Annotated in this window: 11 protein-coding genes and 1 pseudogene; 5 read left to right on the top strand and 7 right to left on the bottom strand. The window is 41.5% G+C overall.

Going from position 1 to position 16,906, the window contains the following annotated elements; translation table 11 throughout:
• Window positions 1-169 precede the first annotated feature (169 nt).
• From SJY39_RS23550 to SJY39_RS23560, 3 genes are all read left to right on the top strand, one after another.
• Window positions 170-1,678, top strand: a complete 1,509-nt coding sequence (locus SJY39_RS23550) for a DUF3360 domain-containing protein (protein WP_372275287.1) — start codon at window positions 170-172, stop codon at window positions 1,676-1,678.
• A gap of 418 nt (window positions 1,679-2,096) precedes the next feature.
• Complete coding sequence (locus SJY39_RS23555; RefSeq protein ID WP_016786220.1) at window positions 2,097-3,299, top strand: YbfB/YjiJ family MFS transporter; 1,203 nt, start codon at window positions 2,097-2,099, stop codon at window positions 3,297-3,299.
• A 14-nt stretch (window positions 3,300-3,313) separates the two neighbouring features.
• Complete coding sequence (locus SJY39_RS23560; protein WP_016786221.1) at window positions 3,314-3,946, top strand: glutathione S-transferase family protein; 633 nt, start codon at window positions 3,314-3,316, stop codon at window positions 3,944-3,946.
• Between the two features lie 115 nt (window positions 3,947-4,061).
• Here SJY39_RS23560 and SJY39_RS23565 read toward each other — a convergent pair whose 3' ends face one another.
• Both SJY39_RS23565 and SJY39_RS23570 read right to left on the bottom strand, forming a co-directional pair.
• Window positions 4,062-4,988 (bottom strand): hypothetical protein, encoded by a 927-nt coding sequence (locus tag SJY39_RS23565; protein WP_016786222.1) that lies wholly within the window; start codon window positions 4,986-4,988, stop codon window positions 4,062-4,064.
• 586 nt (window positions 4,989-5,574) lie between these two features.
• A pseudogene (locus SJY39_RS23570) lies at window positions 5,575-5,790 on the bottom strand (alpha/beta fold hydrolase); the annotation flags it as partial.
• A 310-nt stretch (window positions 5,791-6,100) separates the two neighbouring features.
• On the opposite strand from SJY39_RS23570, the gene SJY39_RS23575 reads away from it, so the two are divergent.
• Together SJY39_RS23575 and SJY39_RS23580 are read left to right on the top strand one after the other, a co-directional pair.
• Complete coding sequence (locus SJY39_RS23575) at window positions 6,101-8,335, top strand: retron Eco8 family effector endonuclease (protein WP_016786224.1); 2,235 nt, start codon at window positions 6,101-6,103, stop codon at window positions 8,333-8,335.
• Window positions 8,336-8,471: 136 nt separating this feature from the next.
• Window positions 8,472-9,644, top strand: coding sequence for a reverse transcriptase domain-containing protein (locus SJY39_RS23580; RefSeq protein ID WP_016786225.1), 1,173 nt, complete (start codon window positions 8,472-8,474; stop codon window positions 9,642-9,644).
• Window positions 9,645-9,749: 105 nt separating this feature from the next.
• Here SJY39_RS23580 and pheT read toward each other — a convergent pair whose 3' ends face one another.
• From pheT to SJY39_RS23605, 5 genes are all read right to left on the bottom strand, one after another.
• On the bottom strand, window positions 9,750-12,137 hold the full coding sequence (gene pheT / locus SJY39_RS23585) for a phenylalanine--tRNA ligase subunit beta (protein ID WP_016786226.1): 2,388 nt from the start codon (window positions 12,135-12,137) through the stop codon (window positions 9,750-9,752).
• Window positions 12,138-12,155: 18 nt separating this feature from the next.
• Complete coding sequence (gene pheS, locus SJY39_RS23590) at window positions 12,156-13,139, bottom strand: phenylalanine--tRNA ligase subunit alpha (protein WP_004734764.1); 984 nt, start codon at window positions 13,137-13,139, stop codon at window positions 12,156-12,158.
• 355 nt (window positions 13,140-13,494) lie between these two features.
• Window positions 13,495-14,604: a GGDEF domain-containing protein gene (locus SJY39_RS23595; protein ID WP_010441333.1), complete on the bottom strand. Its 1,110-nt coding sequence runs from the start codon at window positions 14,602-14,604 to the stop codon at window positions 13,495-13,497.
• A gap of 245 nt (window positions 14,605-14,849) precedes the next feature.
• Entirely contained in the window at window positions 14,850-16,082 is a 1,233-nt protein-coding gene (locus SJY39_RS23600; protein ID WP_016767269.1) for a hypothetical protein, read from the bottom strand.
• Window positions 16,083-16,091: 9 nt separating this feature from the next.
• Window positions 16,092-16,877 (bottom strand): outer membrane lipoprotein-sorting protein, encoded by a 786-nt coding sequence (locus SJY39_RS23605; protein ID WP_371956733.1) that lies wholly within the window; start codon window positions 16,875-16,877, stop codon window positions 16,092-16,094.
• Between the last annotated feature and the right edge of the window lie 29 nt (window positions 16,878-16,906).

Genomic DNA, 16,906 nt, shown 5'->3' on the forward strand with positions numbered 1-16,906 from the left:
AATGTCTAACTAACTGAGACTATTTGTTTTTTTTGGTTTGGTATAAGGTACTAACAACTAAATGTTAATGAATTTTTAATAATAAGTTGACACATTGTTTACGCTTCTGCGTGAGTCAATAACGTTTGTTGGAATAACACGCCTTAGAGTGTGAACGAAAGGAATCAACATGAGCAGTACTTTAGAGTCCGTACATATACAAGCAGATAAGCCTCAAGCCAATGAGGATGAACTCACTTATGAACAACAACACAAACCAAGATCAGAATTTGATTCCCGCGAACAATATTTAGAACATGAATTACAAATCATGTCGCCTAAGCGTTGGCGTCCAAATTTACCGTTTAAAGATTATCGATTCGAGATAGAAGATACTATCCCAGCGATGGCCGCCACGATTGGTAAGGTTGTTATGGTGGGAGCGATTGCAGCCACCTTTGCCGGAGCTTTAGGGCTAAATGAAGGCTTTATTTTAGAAAACGTTCGTTATGAACTACTCATCGCCTCAGTTTTCATCATCCTTTTCTCTGGCTTCTTACTACCAACGGCTAACCTTGCTGGTACGCATGGTCCACTCATTCCTTTAATTCCGATTGTTGTTGCAGCTGGCGGACACCCAATGGCCTTTGGCTTGCTGATAGGTGCTTTTGGCTTACTCTTGGCCATCAGTAAAGGTGGCAGTATGCTGGCCAACCTCACCAGTAAAGGCGTGTGTGGCGGCTTATTACTCTACCTTGGCTTTGTTGGAACCGCTTCCCAAGTTAAAAAGCTGTTCGCTTGGGCTGAAGGGATCGGCATGAGTCATATTGCTTTTGTCGTGATCTTCTGCACCATCATTTTGTACGCGCTATTGGAACATTTCCGTAAGCGCTGGTTAGCCGTCCCTCTTAGCTGCTTACTGGGTGGTACGTTAGCATTTGCCATGGGCGCGCCGTTCTCTTTTCAAACCGAGCCAGGTTTACCCAACATGAACCCTATGTATTGGTGGGGAGAAAACACAGGTTGGATGCTAGGCCTACCAACGATTGAACATTTCATGGTGGTATTGCCGTTTGCGATTCTAGCCGTAGCGATGTGGTCACCAGATTTCTTAGGCCATCAAGTATTTCAAAAGATCAGCTACCCAGAACGTACCGAAAAAGTACACATGAACATCGACGACACCATGACCACGGCTTCAATTCGTCAAACGTTCGGCTCTCTACTTGGCGGCACTAACTTTACGTCTTCATGGGGTACTTACATCGTACCGGCGGCGATTGCTAAACGCCCTATTCCTGCTGGCGCTTTGCTCACAGCTCTGTTCTGTATCATCGCCGCTGTTTGGGGTTACCCAATGGATTTAGCTATCTGGCAACCTGTGCTTTGTGTCGCGCTCATTGTTGGGGTATTTGTGCCATTGCTAGAAGCTGGAATGGAAATGACGCGTGAAGGGAAAACCACCCAATCGGCCGCGATTGTCGTGTTCTCTTCAGCACTGGTTAACCCTGCATTTGGTTGGGCTCTCACCATGCTGTTGGATAACTTAGGCTTAGTCGGTTGTAAAGAACGTAGTAGTGAGCTTAGTAAAATGAGCCGTTGGGTGTTGCCTGGCACTATGTTCATTGTGCTAAGTGGTGTGATGGCGTTGGTTGGCCTTCTACCGGGGATTCCAGCGATTATCCCGAGCTTTCGCTAGGCTCGATTAATATTGAGTTTCAGTCGGACCACAAAAAGGCCTCGCAATCGCGAGGCCTTGTTTTATCTATCAACGATTACAACTTAAACGCTTTCATCAACGTTATATTGAACGGATCTAGCATCAAAGCCTCTCAAATGAACTTAAACGCTCTCTTTAGATTAACGTTCGAGGGAGAGATCATTCTTTGCTATTGAACATATGGCTATAGTTGTAACGATCGATATTCAGTTACTCCCCCTCTCCCATTAGCTTTTACCTATACTAGCTAGAGATTAGAGATGTAAATGACCAATCTGACACTTACAAAAAATGTAAGTTGTCATCAAACCTTAAACATTAGAGCAAAAACTCAGCTTAGATAGTTCAAGTTTAAATGTTAGCGTAATGTTACATATGCAAACCAACAGTACGAGATATGCAGCACGTAAAACTCTTAAACCGCAACACCTTCGCTGGGCTCGCAGCAACATTAGTTGGGAACGGGATTGGTCGCTTTGCCTACATAGCATTAATGCCTGTGCTCATTCAAAGTGGGTGGTTCTCAAGCGAAGATGCCTCCATACTCGGCGCAGCAACACTGATTGGCTATATATTCGGAGCTCCTGCATCGAGCTTTTTACAAAGATATTATTCAACAGGCACACTCATACGTGCCTCTTTGTTGTTAAGTAGCTTTAGCTATCTTGGTTGTGCCTTAAAATCTGCGCCCTTTGAATGGTTTTTAACGCTTAGAACCATTGCGGGTATATCAGGTGCCGTACTCATGGTACTCGCACCACCCGTGATCACCAGCCTTCACCCTCAAGAGATGAAAGCAAGAATCAGTGGCGTCGTATTTTCAGGCATTGGCCTCGGCGCCATGATTTCAGGAACAATCATACCTTTGCTTATCTACCAAAGTGTTGAAAGTGCATGGTTAGGTATGGGAGCGATCGCTTTTCTCGCAACTGTCCTGACGTGGAAAACATGGGCTCTTGAAGCTAAACCAAACCATTGTGATAAAAGCCCATCGACGTTTGATGCCTTATCTAAGAATAAGCGCATTAGTATTAGCTGCGTACTTTTAGCCTACACCTTTAGCGCCATTGGTTATTTACCTCATACTCTTTTTTGGGTCGACTATATTGTTCGAGAGCTAAAAATGAGTTTTGCGAGCGGTGGTTTTTATTGGGCTGTGTTTGGAATAGGAGCAGCGATTGGGCCAATAGTAACTGGTATATTAGGGGATAAATTTGGACTTAAAAAAGCACTATTAGCGGCGTTTATTTGTAAAGCTGCTGGGGTTGCTCTTCCACTATTAAGCACCAGTGAAGCAGCACTTTTTGCTTCATCTTTGTTGGTCGGTATGTTTACGCCTGGCACCGTAACACTGGTATCAACCTACACCTTAGAAATCGTCGGGACTCAGCTCCATACGAAATCTTGGGGAGCAATGACAATGGCTTTTGCGATATCGCAAGGAATAGTCGGCTTTGTTATGGCTCATTACGCCCCGCAACTCACCAGTTATAACCTCTTATTTATGATCAGCGCGAGTGCACTCATTTTGTCGGTACTCTGCATTACGTTTACATCAACCAAACAACAGACTTTAAACACTGCTCAAATAAATTCTTAGCAAAGGAATCGCTCATGAAACTGTATTTAAACGACACATCTCCATTCTCCAGAGCAGTACTGGCAACGGCCTATTTGTGTGATGCTCCAATGGTTCTTGAATGGGTCGACCCGTGGCAAACACCCTGCACATTGGTCGCAGTTAATCCATTTAGTACCATTCCGGTTCTAGAAACCAGTGATGGGGTTGCACTGACCGAGAGTTTAACGATCTGTGAGTTCCTCATGCAAGCATACCCAACAGAAAAACTAACAGCGACCAAGGCTAGCGACACTCAACGCATGTCGTTATTGGGAGTGAGCAAAACGCTGATGGAAGTGGCATTTCGCTGCGCAGCACTGAGCCGCTTCGAAGCTGAGCAAAACGTGCTAACGATTAGAGGAAAGGAAGGAATTCAAAGAAGCGTTAAAGCGATTATCAGGCAGTTGAATAACAATCATGATTTGCTTCACGCTGACTTCTCAACATTGTACCTGCACATAGCATTAGATTACGTTCTATTCAGGCACGCGAGTTTGCTTTCAGCAGAGGAGCACGACATCCTCACTACTGCTTTACATAATTCGCCGTTTAAAGACACATTGGCAAAACTTAGCCTAGAGTCGCTTTCAAAAAAGCTTAACTATTGCGAATACAAAAATTCTTGATCACTTTGAATAGTGTTGTGTTGAACGAGTCTAAAAAGGCCTCGCACACGCGAAGCCTTGTTTTATCTAAGTTCCAACGAACGAGTAGCTAGCAATTTACGATGGTAAAACCAAATTAACTAGAGAGCCATTCATCCAATACTTTAATGAATTTAGGATTAATGAGATAACCGATGGAAGCGTGCGGATTGCTTTTTCCGTTGCGGATATTGAGGTTATAGACTGGGTGGATATCTTTCATTCCACCGGGTATCAGATCCAGTTTGAGCATATCTTTAAAGTCATTTTTGATTTTGCTGTCATGAGAGATAAAATCATCTTCTGCCGATATGTTTATCCATTGCTGAATGTTTAAAGGGTACTTCTTCTCATCTTTCAAGCGGCTCCCTTTTAGCCTATCTTTTACGTTTTCATCGCCTAACGGTGACCCGAGCGTCAGCAATAAGTTTACCTTCTTGTCCGCACCATAGTCGTGTCTATACTCTCCGTAATGAGACAATTTCCATAACACGTCATAACTGATCATCGATCCAAGGCTGTGCGATACAATCATCACATCATCTTGATTATCAAGCGCTTCCTTCAGTACAACCATTAGCCTATGCCTGACATCGCTGCCAAAATAGGTATCTTCATACCAATAATGCGCCATGTCCGGCGCGACCTTCGTTATGAGTGTCTCAGCCACACCCAGCTTTCCAAATAGCGATGAAAAAGTATCTGCTAACGCCTCTTTTAGAAAACCAATTTTGGATACCTTGTTATACGTTGTTTTATTGAACTGGCTTGTCTTGTATTTTTTGAGTTCAGACAGCGCTTGCTGTCGACTTGCAGGATCTTCCGTTGGTTTCTCTAACAATGTGTTTGATAGTTCACCGTAATAGACAAACCGTTTATCGACATCTTTAAAAGCTTGTAATGAACTTGAGTCTCCACAATCTCGCTGCAAGCCATGTTCTATAGCCTCGTACCAGAGTGATTGAAGGGAATCTTTATCGGGCTTTTGAGCGCGACCATGAATGAATATTATTTTCTTAGCCATAGCAGGACGTCCTAAACACATAGTTAAAGTGATTATCAGCAGAAAGCACCACTAGATTCGGTCAGCCCTTACTAATAACAGTGGTGCTAATTACGTATCTAGGAGTGGTTGATAGAGCATTTATATAACTATGAGGCCGTCGTTTAAGGACCATAAACGAGTGAACGATGCGATCATCAGTCGCAAATTGAAATGAATGTAGCTAACAAAATCTCCAACTAACAAAAAGCCCCGCAATCGCGAGGCCTTCGTTTTTCAATCAAAGCTTACAACCGTCCTACTTCACTGACTTAACCGCTTTCATCAACGTTGTGTTGAACGGTTCTAGCATCAAAAATCTCCCCCTCTAGCTCCCCCTCAAATGAAGTTCACCGATCTCTTTAGATTAACGTCCGAGGGGGAGAACATTCTTTGTCGCTGAATGTATCCCAGCATGTATAACGATCGGTATTCAGTTCCTCCCCTTTCCCATTACCAACAAGAGATTGGAGATGTAAACCAAGGGGAGGTTAGGAGGGGATTTGCAGCATATTCTCACGAGCATCTGCCCAAATTGTTTCAGGAGCTGTACTGCACGTTAAAAGCCCTCACTCACTTGGTTTTGCCATAGCCTGCTGTCTAAACTCCAGCCGTGAATGAAGATCAACGCCGTCTCCCCACTCCCACTGTTGCCATACGCAATTTGCCCACCATCGTGAGATATCGCGATACCGTCCTTAACCGTTGAATCGTGAGCCATGGCATTCATGCTACCAAGTGCCATGAATACCAAGAATGTGATGTTTAGAGTTAAACGTTTCATAGTGTCTCTCTACTTACTTTAGAGGGATCACAGAAAGCGCCCCTCTCAATCAATATAGGCACTATAAAGTGTGAAGTTGTAGTCGGGTCAAGTAAACCTCAATAGTGATAGCTTGGATCCCGTTACAAGCCTAATAAATAGAGGTATAAATTCAGATAACAACTCTAAAAAGTAGCAACACCTCATGTTTAGAATCAAACCAAATAAACTACTGAAACTAAAGAAAAAATATTGCAAAAAAACAAAAAAACTGTACTTTAAAAGGTATTAGAGAAAACTATTTTATTTTGATATTCAGTAGGTCATAGTGATGGGTATAAAATCCATAAAGGTAAAGAATCTGCTATCTTTCAGTAACTTTTCAATGAACGATTTATCAGATATCAACTGTGTTATTGGAAAGAATAATGTTGGAAAGTCTAACCTATTAAAAATAATAGATTTTTATTATAAGTCTTTAAATGATGAGTCTCCAAAAAACTTGAGTTTATTTGATAATTATTCAAATCACGGTGAAATCACTATCACATTTGACACTAGTAGATTAGAAGACATTATTAGAACTAACAGAGATAGAAGTTCCTATCAACGTCACATATATAAAACAATGTTTAAGAGTGAATTAGATCAATGGGAATACTTATATAAAAAAGGAAAGAAGAAAAATTCATTTTCTTTAAGTCTAAAAGTTCACAAAAATAATTCGATATCTTGGTCTGATTCAGACAAAAGCATTAGGGAGATTATTTATAGAATTTATCCTTTCTTTTCAATTGATACACGAAGACTGGATTTATACAATTGGAAATATCTATGGAACATAGTTACAAAGCTAAAGTTTTTAAACACAAAAAGTCTACCCCGAGAAGAGGTTGTCGATTTTATTGACTCAAATATTTCTAAAAAAAGTAATTCATATAAAGACTACGTAAACACTATTGGCTCTATCACAAAGGCTACAGCATATGATTACCAAGACCATTTACTAAATTATATAAAAGTCGGACTTGAAGGTCATACATTTAATATTAATGGACTAGATTTAGATACTCAATCCGATGGTACTAATTCACATAAATTTCTAGAAATATTTTTCAGCTTAATTATAACGCTTACAAGACGAGAATTCATCACTCCTACTATATTTGTAGATGAGCCAGAAATAGGTTTACATCCTATGAGGAATGAAGAGCTAATCGATAATTTACATCAGCTATATCGAAACTTAAAAAGTGTCTCCCCTCAATGGGAAAGAGGTAAGTATAAAACTCCATACCCAACAATTATTTTCAGCACTCACTCCCCAAGCATACTAAAAATAATAATAAAGCAATTTAACAAAACTAATGAACATAAAGTGTTCCACTTCACATCTTGTAAAAATTCGATGACGTCATGTTCAATTATGAAATCATACTTTGATGATGACCGTTTTATTAATGTATTTGGTGATACTGAAGCTCGATTGTTCTTTAGTAACTTTATTTTATTCGTTGAAGGTGAAACTGAGCTAGAACTTTTTGGTAATCTTAGCTTAAAACGAATTTTTCCTTTTTTAAGCAAAATCGACATATATAAGACTAATGAAGTGATGTTGAAAGCAACAAAACCTTCTAACTCCAACGTACTCATACCTTACCTTGTTCTTTATGATGCAGATAAGATGATCGACGTAAACCCTGACAACGGAGCAATTAGCTTTTTATCAAAAGAAGTGAACATTCCTTTAATAACAAGTGAATATAAAAAGAGTTTCTGGGGGTCGAAAAAATATGACGATCATAAAAAATTGTCTAACATATTAAAGATAAGTAAAGTTCCTAACGAACTAAACGAACACAGTACGTCTTTTAAGAAAGTAAACATAGATTCAATTATTAGTAAAATAAACAGGGTAATTACTACCTCAGAAAGAACAAAAATCGCGCCAAATACGATTGAAGGTTATTTAATAAACAATAACAGCATAAGGTTATTTATAAGATGGCTATCTTTTGAATTCTACAAACATGTAAAAGTTGGCCCAAAAGGTGACCCAGATATTGTTATAGGAATTCACAGGAAAAGATACCCCAATGGTTTTGATGTAGTTAGATGCTTTAACGCGATATTTAAAGATTATCCATGTGAGAGTGACATATCGGTAGAAAACTTGAAGTTCGTTGAATTAGTTAAGCGTTTATATCTAAAAGAAATTCTAAAAGAATTTCAGAAATGTAATGTTTCTCTAAACGATAGAGTGATCGTTTTAAGAATTGCTTTTGAAGGAAAATCTGACACGCTCTGTAGTAGAGATAATAATAACTATACTAAATTAATCCACCAGACCATTCGGGATTTGGTTTCAATTGTTAAAGATAGGCTTGTTGATAAACTACCTTATGGAAGTTCAAAAACTGGCGGTTGGGTTTCTAGTTTTCTAGATTTCTCTATTAATGAACTAAGAAAGAGCGCTAAGAATGAAGATGAATTAGTGCAAAAATTTAAGGGTACATTCCCTGAGTTATATAGTACAATAGAAGAGATTTCATCTTCGATAGAATAATGGATCTCGCTTGCGAGATGGAGCCTGGAGCTCCCTAGCCTAATATGTGCTTGTTCTGTGCATCCGTATCACTAGTGGTACTTTTAAGGCACGTAAACGTGAAAAGACGTTCTTTGTATCGTAAGAAGAGATTGTTATGAAAAAGTATTCTTTATCTCCTGTCATTTTAGACTTGTTAAAAGAGTATCCAAATTACGAGGAGGATAAAGGTGTTATCCCTTTAACCTCCTCGCATGTTAGAGAGTTTAAAATAGGGAAAAAATTCGCCTATTCAACTAACACAGCGATAAATAAAACTCACTCTCATCTTTCAAAAGTTATATTTAGCCAGTATATTTCAAAAATCCCTGTAAACCAATCTGCGACAGCTTATTTAGAAGGTAAGTCTTATTATGACTTTATCGAGCCTCATAGACATAATTATTTCTTCCTAAGATTAGATCTAAAGAGCTTCTTCCACTCAATTCGAAGTAATATTGTAAGTGAAAATTTTCTCGAATACTTTTCAGATAAGAAAATATCAGAAAATTGTGAACAAACCCATTCTGAAGCTATTTTCAATCTAATTATGTATAAAATTGATAATAAGAGTAAAAATAACACTTTCAAAGGAGAACTTATCCTTCCTATGGGATTTCCTTTATCTCCATCTATTTCTAATATAATTTTTCGTAAAACAGACTTACTAATAGAAAAACTCTGTGATGAGAATTCCATAACTTATACTCGTTATGCAGATGATATGCTATTTTCTTCAAGAGGCCAGATTATTCCGCCATCTATCTTTCCATTAATAGATAAAAACAAGAAAAAAGAAACAACTTATAAAAACCCATTTGTTCACTCAAAACGTTTTTTTGACGAAATATCTTACTTAGTTAAATTAGATGGATTTAAAATAAACAAGAAAAAGACAAAGAAGTCTGTTCACACAATTTCTTTAAATGGATACACAATTACAGGAAGTAACTTCCCTGATATTAAAGGTGAAATTAGAATATCTAACCTTAAGACAAAAATAATAAGTAAGCTTATTCATGAATTAAATAATAAAACTGATGATGTAATTGCATTCAATAAGTGTTTTAAAAAGGAAAACCCTATTCCCAAATATAAGAAAGGCTCTGAAAATTTCATTTCTGAATTTTGTAAAAATCAAATAAATAATAAATTGGTAGGGTACAACTCTTATATTATATCTATAATAAAATACGATAAAGAAAAGAATTGTCTAAGTAGGGATAGCAGAGAAAAATATGCTAATTTAGTTAAAGACCTAAACAAATTAATATCAAAAAGGTTGAAATAGCCCACCACAGCTTTGATTGGGCAAATTTATTTTCGGTTGACATATTACTTTCAAAAAAGGCCTCGCAATTGCGAGGCCTTTGATTTTTCTATCTATCAGAAAAGATTAGTCGCGAAGTGCTGCGCCGAATTTCTCTGAGATTGAAGCTACGATAGCATCTACTGAACCAGCGATGTCTGCATCTTCAAGTGTGCGCTCTACAGACTGTAGGCTAAGTGCGATAGCTAGGCTCTTCTTACCTTCTTCAACGCCTTGACCAACGTATACGTCGAACAGTTTAGCGCCTGTTAGGAATTCGCCACCAGCTGCGATACACGCTTCTACGATGTCGCCAGAAGCGACTGCTTCGTCAACAACTACTGCGATATCACGACGGTTTGCAGGGAACTTAGATACGGCTACTGCTTCTGGAAGCACACGAGTGTTGATAGCTGCCCATTCGATTTCGAATACGATAGTGCGGCCGTTAAGACCAAACTTACGCTCTAGTTCTGGGTGAACAGTACCAATGATACCCACTTCTTTGCCGTCTACTACGATAGCCGCAGTTTGACCTGGGTGAAGTGCTGGGTGCTTAGCTGCTTTGAAGCTGTATGCGATTTCGTTTGCAGAAAGCTCAAGAACGGCTTCTAGGTCACCTTTAAGATCGAAGAAATCTACAGTGTTAGTTGCAATGTCCCAGTGCTCTTCGCCACGAGTACCAGAGATAACGCCCGCAAGCATCATTTCTTGGCGCATGCCGTTTTCAGCAGTAGCTTCAGGGATGAAACGTAGGCCTGATTCGAATAGACGAACGCGAGACTGTTGACGCTTCTGGTTGTGAACAACTGTGTTTAGAAGACCTTGGATTAGGCCAAGACGCATTGCTGACATGTCCGCAGAGATTGGGAATGGCAGGATTAGCGGCTCAACACCAGGTACAACAAGTTTTTGCTGTTCTGGTTCTACGAAGCTGTATGTGATTGCTTCGTGGTAGCCACGGTCTACAAGAAGGTCACGAACGCGCTTAAGCGGTTGGTTAGCTTCTTTGTGGTCATTCATTTTAAGTGCCGCTTTAGGCGCTTGGTTTGGAATGTTATCGTAACCGTAGATACGACCTACTTCTTCAATTAGGTCTTGCTCGATTGCGATATCAAAACGCCAAGATGGAGACGTTGCCGTCCAACCAGCATCAGTCGTTTCAACGTTACAACCTAGGCGAGTAAGAATTTCCACTACGTCTGTAGATGGGATTTCGTGACCTAATAGGCTGTCTAGCTTAGCGCGACGTAGAGCAACTACGTTTGCTTTAGGAAGATCAGCTTCAGATTCGCTACCGTTTACTGGCGCAACTTCACCACCACAGATTTCAACTAGAAGCTGTGTTGCACGCTCCATTGCTGCTGCTTGAAGTGTTGAATCAACACCACGTTCGAAACGTAGAGAAGAATCTGTGTGAAGGCCGTAAGCACGTGCGCGACCACGGATGTGATCCGGTGCGAAGAATGCCGCTTCAAGAAGTACGTCTGTTGTTTCAGTAGTCACACCTGAATCTTGACCGCCAAAGATACCAGCGATTGCTAGTGCTTTGTTGTGGTCAGCGATAACAAGCGTGTTGCTGTTTAGTTCAGCTTCGTTGCCATCTAGAAGTGTTAGCTTTTCGCCCTGCTCTGCTAGACGAACCACGATACCGCCTTCGATCTTAGCGAGATCAAATGCGTGCATTGGTTGGCCTTGCTCTAGCATCACGTAGTTTGTGATGTCTACAACTGGGTCGATTGAACGGATACCACAACGGCGCAGTTTTTCTTGCATCCAGATTGGAGTGTCCGCTTTCACGTTTACGTTCTTAACCACACGGCCAAGGTAACGTGGACAAGCATCAGCTGCTTTGATTTCAACAGATACTGTGTCTTCAATGCTTGTTACAACAGTTTCAACTGTTGGCTCTGTAACGTCTGCGCGGTTTAGTACGCCAACTTCACGAGCAAGGCCACGGATGCTGAAGCAGTCTGCGCGGTTTGCTGTTAGGTCTACGTCGATAGTTACGTCGTTAAGCTCTAGAAGCTCACGTACGTCCATACCTAGCGTTGTGCCTTCAGGCAGCTCAAGGATGCCGTCTGACTCTACGTCGATACCTAGCTCAGAGAAAGAACAAAGCATGCCGTTCGATGGAACGCCACGTAGTTTTGCTTTCTTGATTTTGAAGTCACCAGGAAGTACTGCGCCAACTGTTGCTACTGCTACCGTTAGGCCAAGACGACAGTTAGATGCACCACAAACGATATCTAGCAGCTCTTCTTCGCCGATATCAATTTTTGTAACTTGTAGTTTGTCTGCGTCTGGGTGCTGACCGCACTCAACCACTTTACCTACTTTAACGCCGGTGAATTCACCAGCAACAGGTTCTACATCGTCAACTTCCAAACCAGCCATAGTGATTTGGTGAGCTAGCTCTTCGCTGTTAATTGCAGGTTTAACCCACTCGCGTAGCCAAGATTCACTGAATTTCATAGTTTTGACTGCCCCGGATTACTTGAATTGTTTAAGGAAACGAAGGTCGTTCTCGAAGAACGCACGAAGGTCATTTACGCCGTAACGAAGCATCGTTAGACGCTCTACACCCATACCGAATGCAAAACCAGAGTATTTCTCAGGGTCGATGCCAACAGAGCGAAGTACGTTAGGGTGAACCATGCCACAGCCTAGAACTTCTAGCCATTTGCCATCTTTACGTTTCACGTCCACTTCAGCTGAAGGCTCTGTGAACGGGAAGAATGAAGGACGGAAACGCACTTCAACTTCTTCTTCAAAGAAGTTACAAAGGAAATCGTTAAGAATGCCTTTAAGTTGTGCGAAGTTTACGTTCTCATCAACTAACATACCTTCCACTTGGTGGAACATTGGCGTGTGAGTTTGATCGTAGTCGTTACGGTAAACACGACCCGGAGCAATGAAGCGGAATGGCGGTTTGCCGTTTTCCATCGTACGGATTTGAACACCAGAAGTGTGCGTACGTAGCATTAGATCAGGGTTGAAGAAGAAAGTATCGTGATCAGTACGAGCTGGGTGATCGTCTGCGATGTTTAGTGCATCAAAGTTGTGGAATGCATCTTCGATCTCAGGGCCAGACTCAGTGCTAAAGCCAAGCTCACCAAAGAACTGTTCGATACGCTCAACAGTGCGAGTCACTGGGTGAAGACCACCGTTCTCAATGCGACGACCTGGTAGGCTCACATCGATAGTTTCTTCAGCTAGTTTCGCTTCAAGCTCTGCACGTTGAAGTGCATCTTTGCGAGCTGCGATCGCTTGTTGAACAGCACCTTTCGCTTTGTTGATCTCTTGACCAGCAGTGCGACGCTCTTCAGGTGGAAGTTTACCTAGGCTTTGTAGTTGAAGAGTTAATTCACCCTTCTTACCTAAATACTGAACTCGCACTTCATCAAGTGCGACTAACGAATCTGCTGTATCAATAGCAGTCGTTGCATTAGCAATGATCTCTTCTAGATGTTGCATCATTTCCTCATCTACCAGTTGGTAGTGTCCGTATCGGATGATTAGTTTTTTTAGATAGCTACACATACTAATCAAACACGCAACCAATGCCAAATTGAATCGCTAAAAGAACAAGTTATTGACTAAAAACACGGCAAATTTAACAGGATATTAATGAGGAATGGGAAGAAGTGGAACAATTACTGGTACCACTCCTTAATTTGGAACTGAGCGAAGCGCTCGATTTAAAGTCTTATGAGAACTAAAACTAAGGTGACCTGAGAACTAAAACTAAAGTAACCTGAGCGCTAAAACTGACGTGAGCTATATTTTAAATTTAACGCGAACTATGCTCTCAACTTGAAATAAACCCGTTCTAAATCTGAATCGAACAAACGCGGTTTTTGCCCGCTTTTTTCGCTAAATAAACGGACTCATCAGCTACTTTAATCAATTCATTCATTGTTTCGAATTCTTGGGTCATTTCAGCCACACCGACACTAATGCTGCCAAGCCAAGCTTGCTCGCCGGTGTCGACCTGTAATTCAGACACTTTCTGTCGAGTGGTTTCTGCAATATGCATACCCCCTTTAAGATCGGTATCGGGGCAGATCACTAAGAACTCATCGCCCCCTAATCGACACACGATATCATCATTGCGAAATGTATTTTTCAGTTCGTGTGCGAGGGTCTGTAACACCAAATCACCTGCATCGTGTCCGCAAGTGTCATTAATGCGCTTGAAGTGGTCGGCATCAATCATAATGCACACCAAAGGCATACCAAGTTCTTTGGACTCTTGCCAATGCACCGCTAACTGTTTAAAAGCACAGCGGCGGTTAGGCAAATTAGTGAGCGAGTCAGTTAAGGAGAGTTCTTCGAGCTTCTTGTTCGCTCGTTTTAGCTCTGCGGTTCTTTCCTCGACTTTGTCTTCGAGTAGCTGGTTGAACCGTAACAACTCTTTATTACGTTCGGATACTTGCTCAAATAGGCCTTTAAGAGCAGCTAATAGAGGAATGGTTGAAGAATCGTTCTGTTTTCCTTCGGCTTCAAACGCTTGTTTAGGGGTCGCTCCTTCCTCTATTGCGGCCACTTGTCGAGCCATGTTTTGGTCAATACCGAGGATATGATACGCAAGCCAATGAATTAAGAAATCGAGTAGCTGCCGTGCAGACGCCTGATCTTCTTCTAAAATGAAAGCTTGCATGCTGTAGATATCTTGCATAAAAACACGATGCACTTTGATGTGTTCTTCGATGTGAGAGCGATATAAATTACGAGCTCTCATCAAAGATTCTTCTTCTTTAAAGTGAAACTCGGCATAGCTCGTAAGATCGAGTAAAGCGATGCTAATATCTTCGATTGAGATAGTGTTTTCAGACAGCAAATTGCCATAGTGGTTGATAAAACCGACGAGGTATTGATGTTGTTCATCTACGACACCAATGCCTGTTTCGAAGTATCTATTCCAAGTAAATGAATTCATAAATCCCTTAACGCCCAAATCACACTTGTTTACCGGCAGTTACCAGTAGTCAAAAGCGTGCATATGTAGAGGTTATATATACATGTAAAATATAACCATACTACCTGTAGGCCTACCTGATTGCTCACTCCTTTTATAAAAAGACGACTTCGATCTCTACAAATATAAATTAACACTGGGTTTGGGGCGTTCAATTCAACAAGAACACCCCAATAAACCAACATTAACTTAACTTATTGAAAATACTAAAAGTAATATTCCAACGCCATCTCAACAAAATCATCTTTGCGAGCGAAGAACAATAAGTCTTCTGGGGTTTCATTCTCAAACAACCACGCGTTCAACCGCCACTTGAGGTTGTTGTTGATACGACTTGAGGCTTCGAGCTTTGCACTGTAAACATCACTGTTATCTAGATCCTGAGTGATGCCCGTTAACACCTCGGTCCCGTCTTCATCATTTAAGGCGAAACGTGCCCCAAGGAACACGTCGTTTTGACCGACACTCTGCGCATTGTTGCCTCGACTGTCGTACAAGTATTCAGCAATAAAACCGATATCCCAATACGACTCTAGCGCCCCAACCCATGTATACTCAAAGCCTGTTGCTACGCCTGTATGGTTGTCATAACTGTCGCGATAAATGCTTTCAAGCTTCCATAACCAATCACCCATAATCCCCTGAACATCAAGGCCGAAATGCTGCATTTGCGCGTAATAGGGCTTAAGATTATTACCTTCAACACGATAATAAGGGTCACGATTGGTACCGCCTAAGTAGCTTAACCCGACATCCCAATCACCATACATTTGGCTATAGCGCAGTGCCACATCAACGTGCTTTTCTTCTCTTGATGATTCATACAGCGCATCGTCTGAAACGGGTACGGGCGTTCTTAAGCGACCGTCTTCCCCTGCAAAGGTACGCTCTCGAAAATACGGCAGTAACATGGCATCGATGGTTCCCCAGTCTTTAATCGACGTGAAGTGAACCATTGGCTGACCCAGTTTCGATTCGCCATCGACGGACTCAATCGCATCGGTTTGGTTTACCACGTCCACTAAGTGTGCTGATTCGGTCACACCCCAGAACACTTTGCCAACACCTGCGCGCAGTTCGTAGTCATCCCAGTAGGTAAGGTACAAAGCTTCACGAACGTCACCATGGGTTCGCTCATCGTCTTCGCTGTCTAAGCGATAAAATGGCGTGAAGGTAAAACTGCCATTGCCTTCTTGTTGCTCCCAGTAAAACTCGGGTTGTAACACCAGTGAGCTTTGTCCTTTGTTCTGCCCCTGTAAACCGTCGCTAAAGAACTGCCTGTGTTCAAGGTTAACTTGCCCTGCGAGTTCTGGGGTGACTTGCTCTACGAACTCAGAGCTAAAGCCTGCCGCTACACATGGCAACGACACCTGCATAAGCCCAACTGTCGCTGCCAAGGTTAAAGATAACTGCGTTCCTGTTAACAGAATCCTTTTCATATTCTTGCCTTACTTTGCACGTTTAAGTGTATTTTTCTGAAAGTCCTTATCCTTAAGACCGGTCTGGAACGCTAAATCTGTCGTGGTTAATACAGTACTCTTACCTGTTTGGTGGTTTTGCATCGACATGGTGTGCGCGCGCCAGTACTGGTTTAGGTATTGTTTGTAGTCTTGGAACGATAGAGTTTTCAGCAATGCGCCTTTACGGTCGTAAAACTCCACTTGAACTGGGCGGTAATATTGCTGGTCTAGCCATACTTTTTGCATGGTGTAACCAGAGTTTTTGTCGGTCGGAACTTGCTCTAAAACAAAGGTATCAACACCTTCAATATTGGCGTCTTCGATGTAGTTGAAGGTGTACTTTTCTAACTCAAACGAACTTAGGTCTTCGTAAGCAAATTCACTGCCCATAAACGGGCCAGACTTGTTGCGAGAAGAGATACGCTTTACACGTTTCAATGCCGGCAGATACAACCATTGGTCATCCGATTTGGTGATGTGTGAATGGTTTAAAAAAGCCGTGCCTTTTACGTCGCGGGGCTCATCAAATATGGTCAGTCCTTTATCGCCATCGTCGTCAACCTCTAGCGACTTCAATCGCATTAGACGAGAGCTGCTTTCACCTTGTTTATTGCGAAGTAGCATTTCCATGGTCGCAACAGAATCGCCCCACCCCATATCAACGGCTTTACGTTGCTCGGCGATCTCTAGGCCTTTTTCAGGATCAGCTAACGCAGGGAAAGCCGAGAAGGCGCCAATGGTTATCAATGACGTTATGAGTGTTTTCTTTGTCATAAAGTGTTTAATAATTTTCATAAATTAAT

This window comes from Vibrio sp. R78045, from assembly GCF_042466085.1.
GTDB classification, from domain to species: domain Bacteria; phylum Pseudomonadota; class Gammaproteobacteria; order Enterobacterales; family Vibrionaceae; genus Vibrio; species Vibrio cyclitrophicus.

Coding starts and splice junctions, on each gene's coding strand:
- SJY39_RS23600 (WP_016767269.1), bottom strand. CDS start 16,082: ATGAAAAGGATTCTGTTAACAGGAACGCAGTTATCTTTAACCTTGGCA.
- SJY39_RS23555 (WP_016786220.1), top strand. CDS start 2,097: ATGCAGCACGTAAAACTCTTAAACCGCAACACCTTCGCTGGGCTCGCA.
- SJY39_RS23565 (WP_016786222.1), bottom strand. CDS start 4,988: ATGGCTAAGAAAATAATATTCATTCATGGTCGCGCTCAAAAGCCCGAT.
- SJY39_RS23560 (WP_016786221.1), top strand. CDS start 3,314: ATGAAACTGTATTTAAACGACACATCTCCATTCTCCAGAGCAGTACTG.
- SJY39_RS23580 (WP_016786225.1), top strand. CDS start 8,472: ATGAAAAAGTATTCTTTATCTCCTGTCATTTTAGACTTGTTAAAAGAG.
- SJY39_RS23595 (WP_010441333.1), bottom strand. CDS start 14,604: ATGAATTCATTTACTTGGAATAGATACTTCGAAACAGGCATTGGTGTC.
- pheT (WP_016786226.1), bottom strand. CDS start 12,137: ATGAAATTCAGTGAATCTTGGCTACGCGAGTGGGTTAAACCTGCAATT.
- SJY39_RS23575 (WP_016786224.1), top strand. CDS start 6,101: ATGGGTATAAAATCCATAAAGGTAAAGAATCTGCTATCTTTCAGTAAC.
- SJY39_RS23605 (WP_371956733.1), bottom strand. CDS start 16,877: ATGACAAAGAAAACACTCATAACGTCATTGATAACCATTGGCGCCTTC.
- SJY39_RS23550 (WP_372275287.1), top strand. CDS start 170: ATGAGCAGTACTTTAGAGTCCGTACATATACAAGCAGATAAGCCTCAA.
- pheS (WP_004734764.1), bottom strand. CDS start 13,139: ATGCAACATCTAGAAGAGATCATTGCTAATGCAACGACTGCTATTGAT.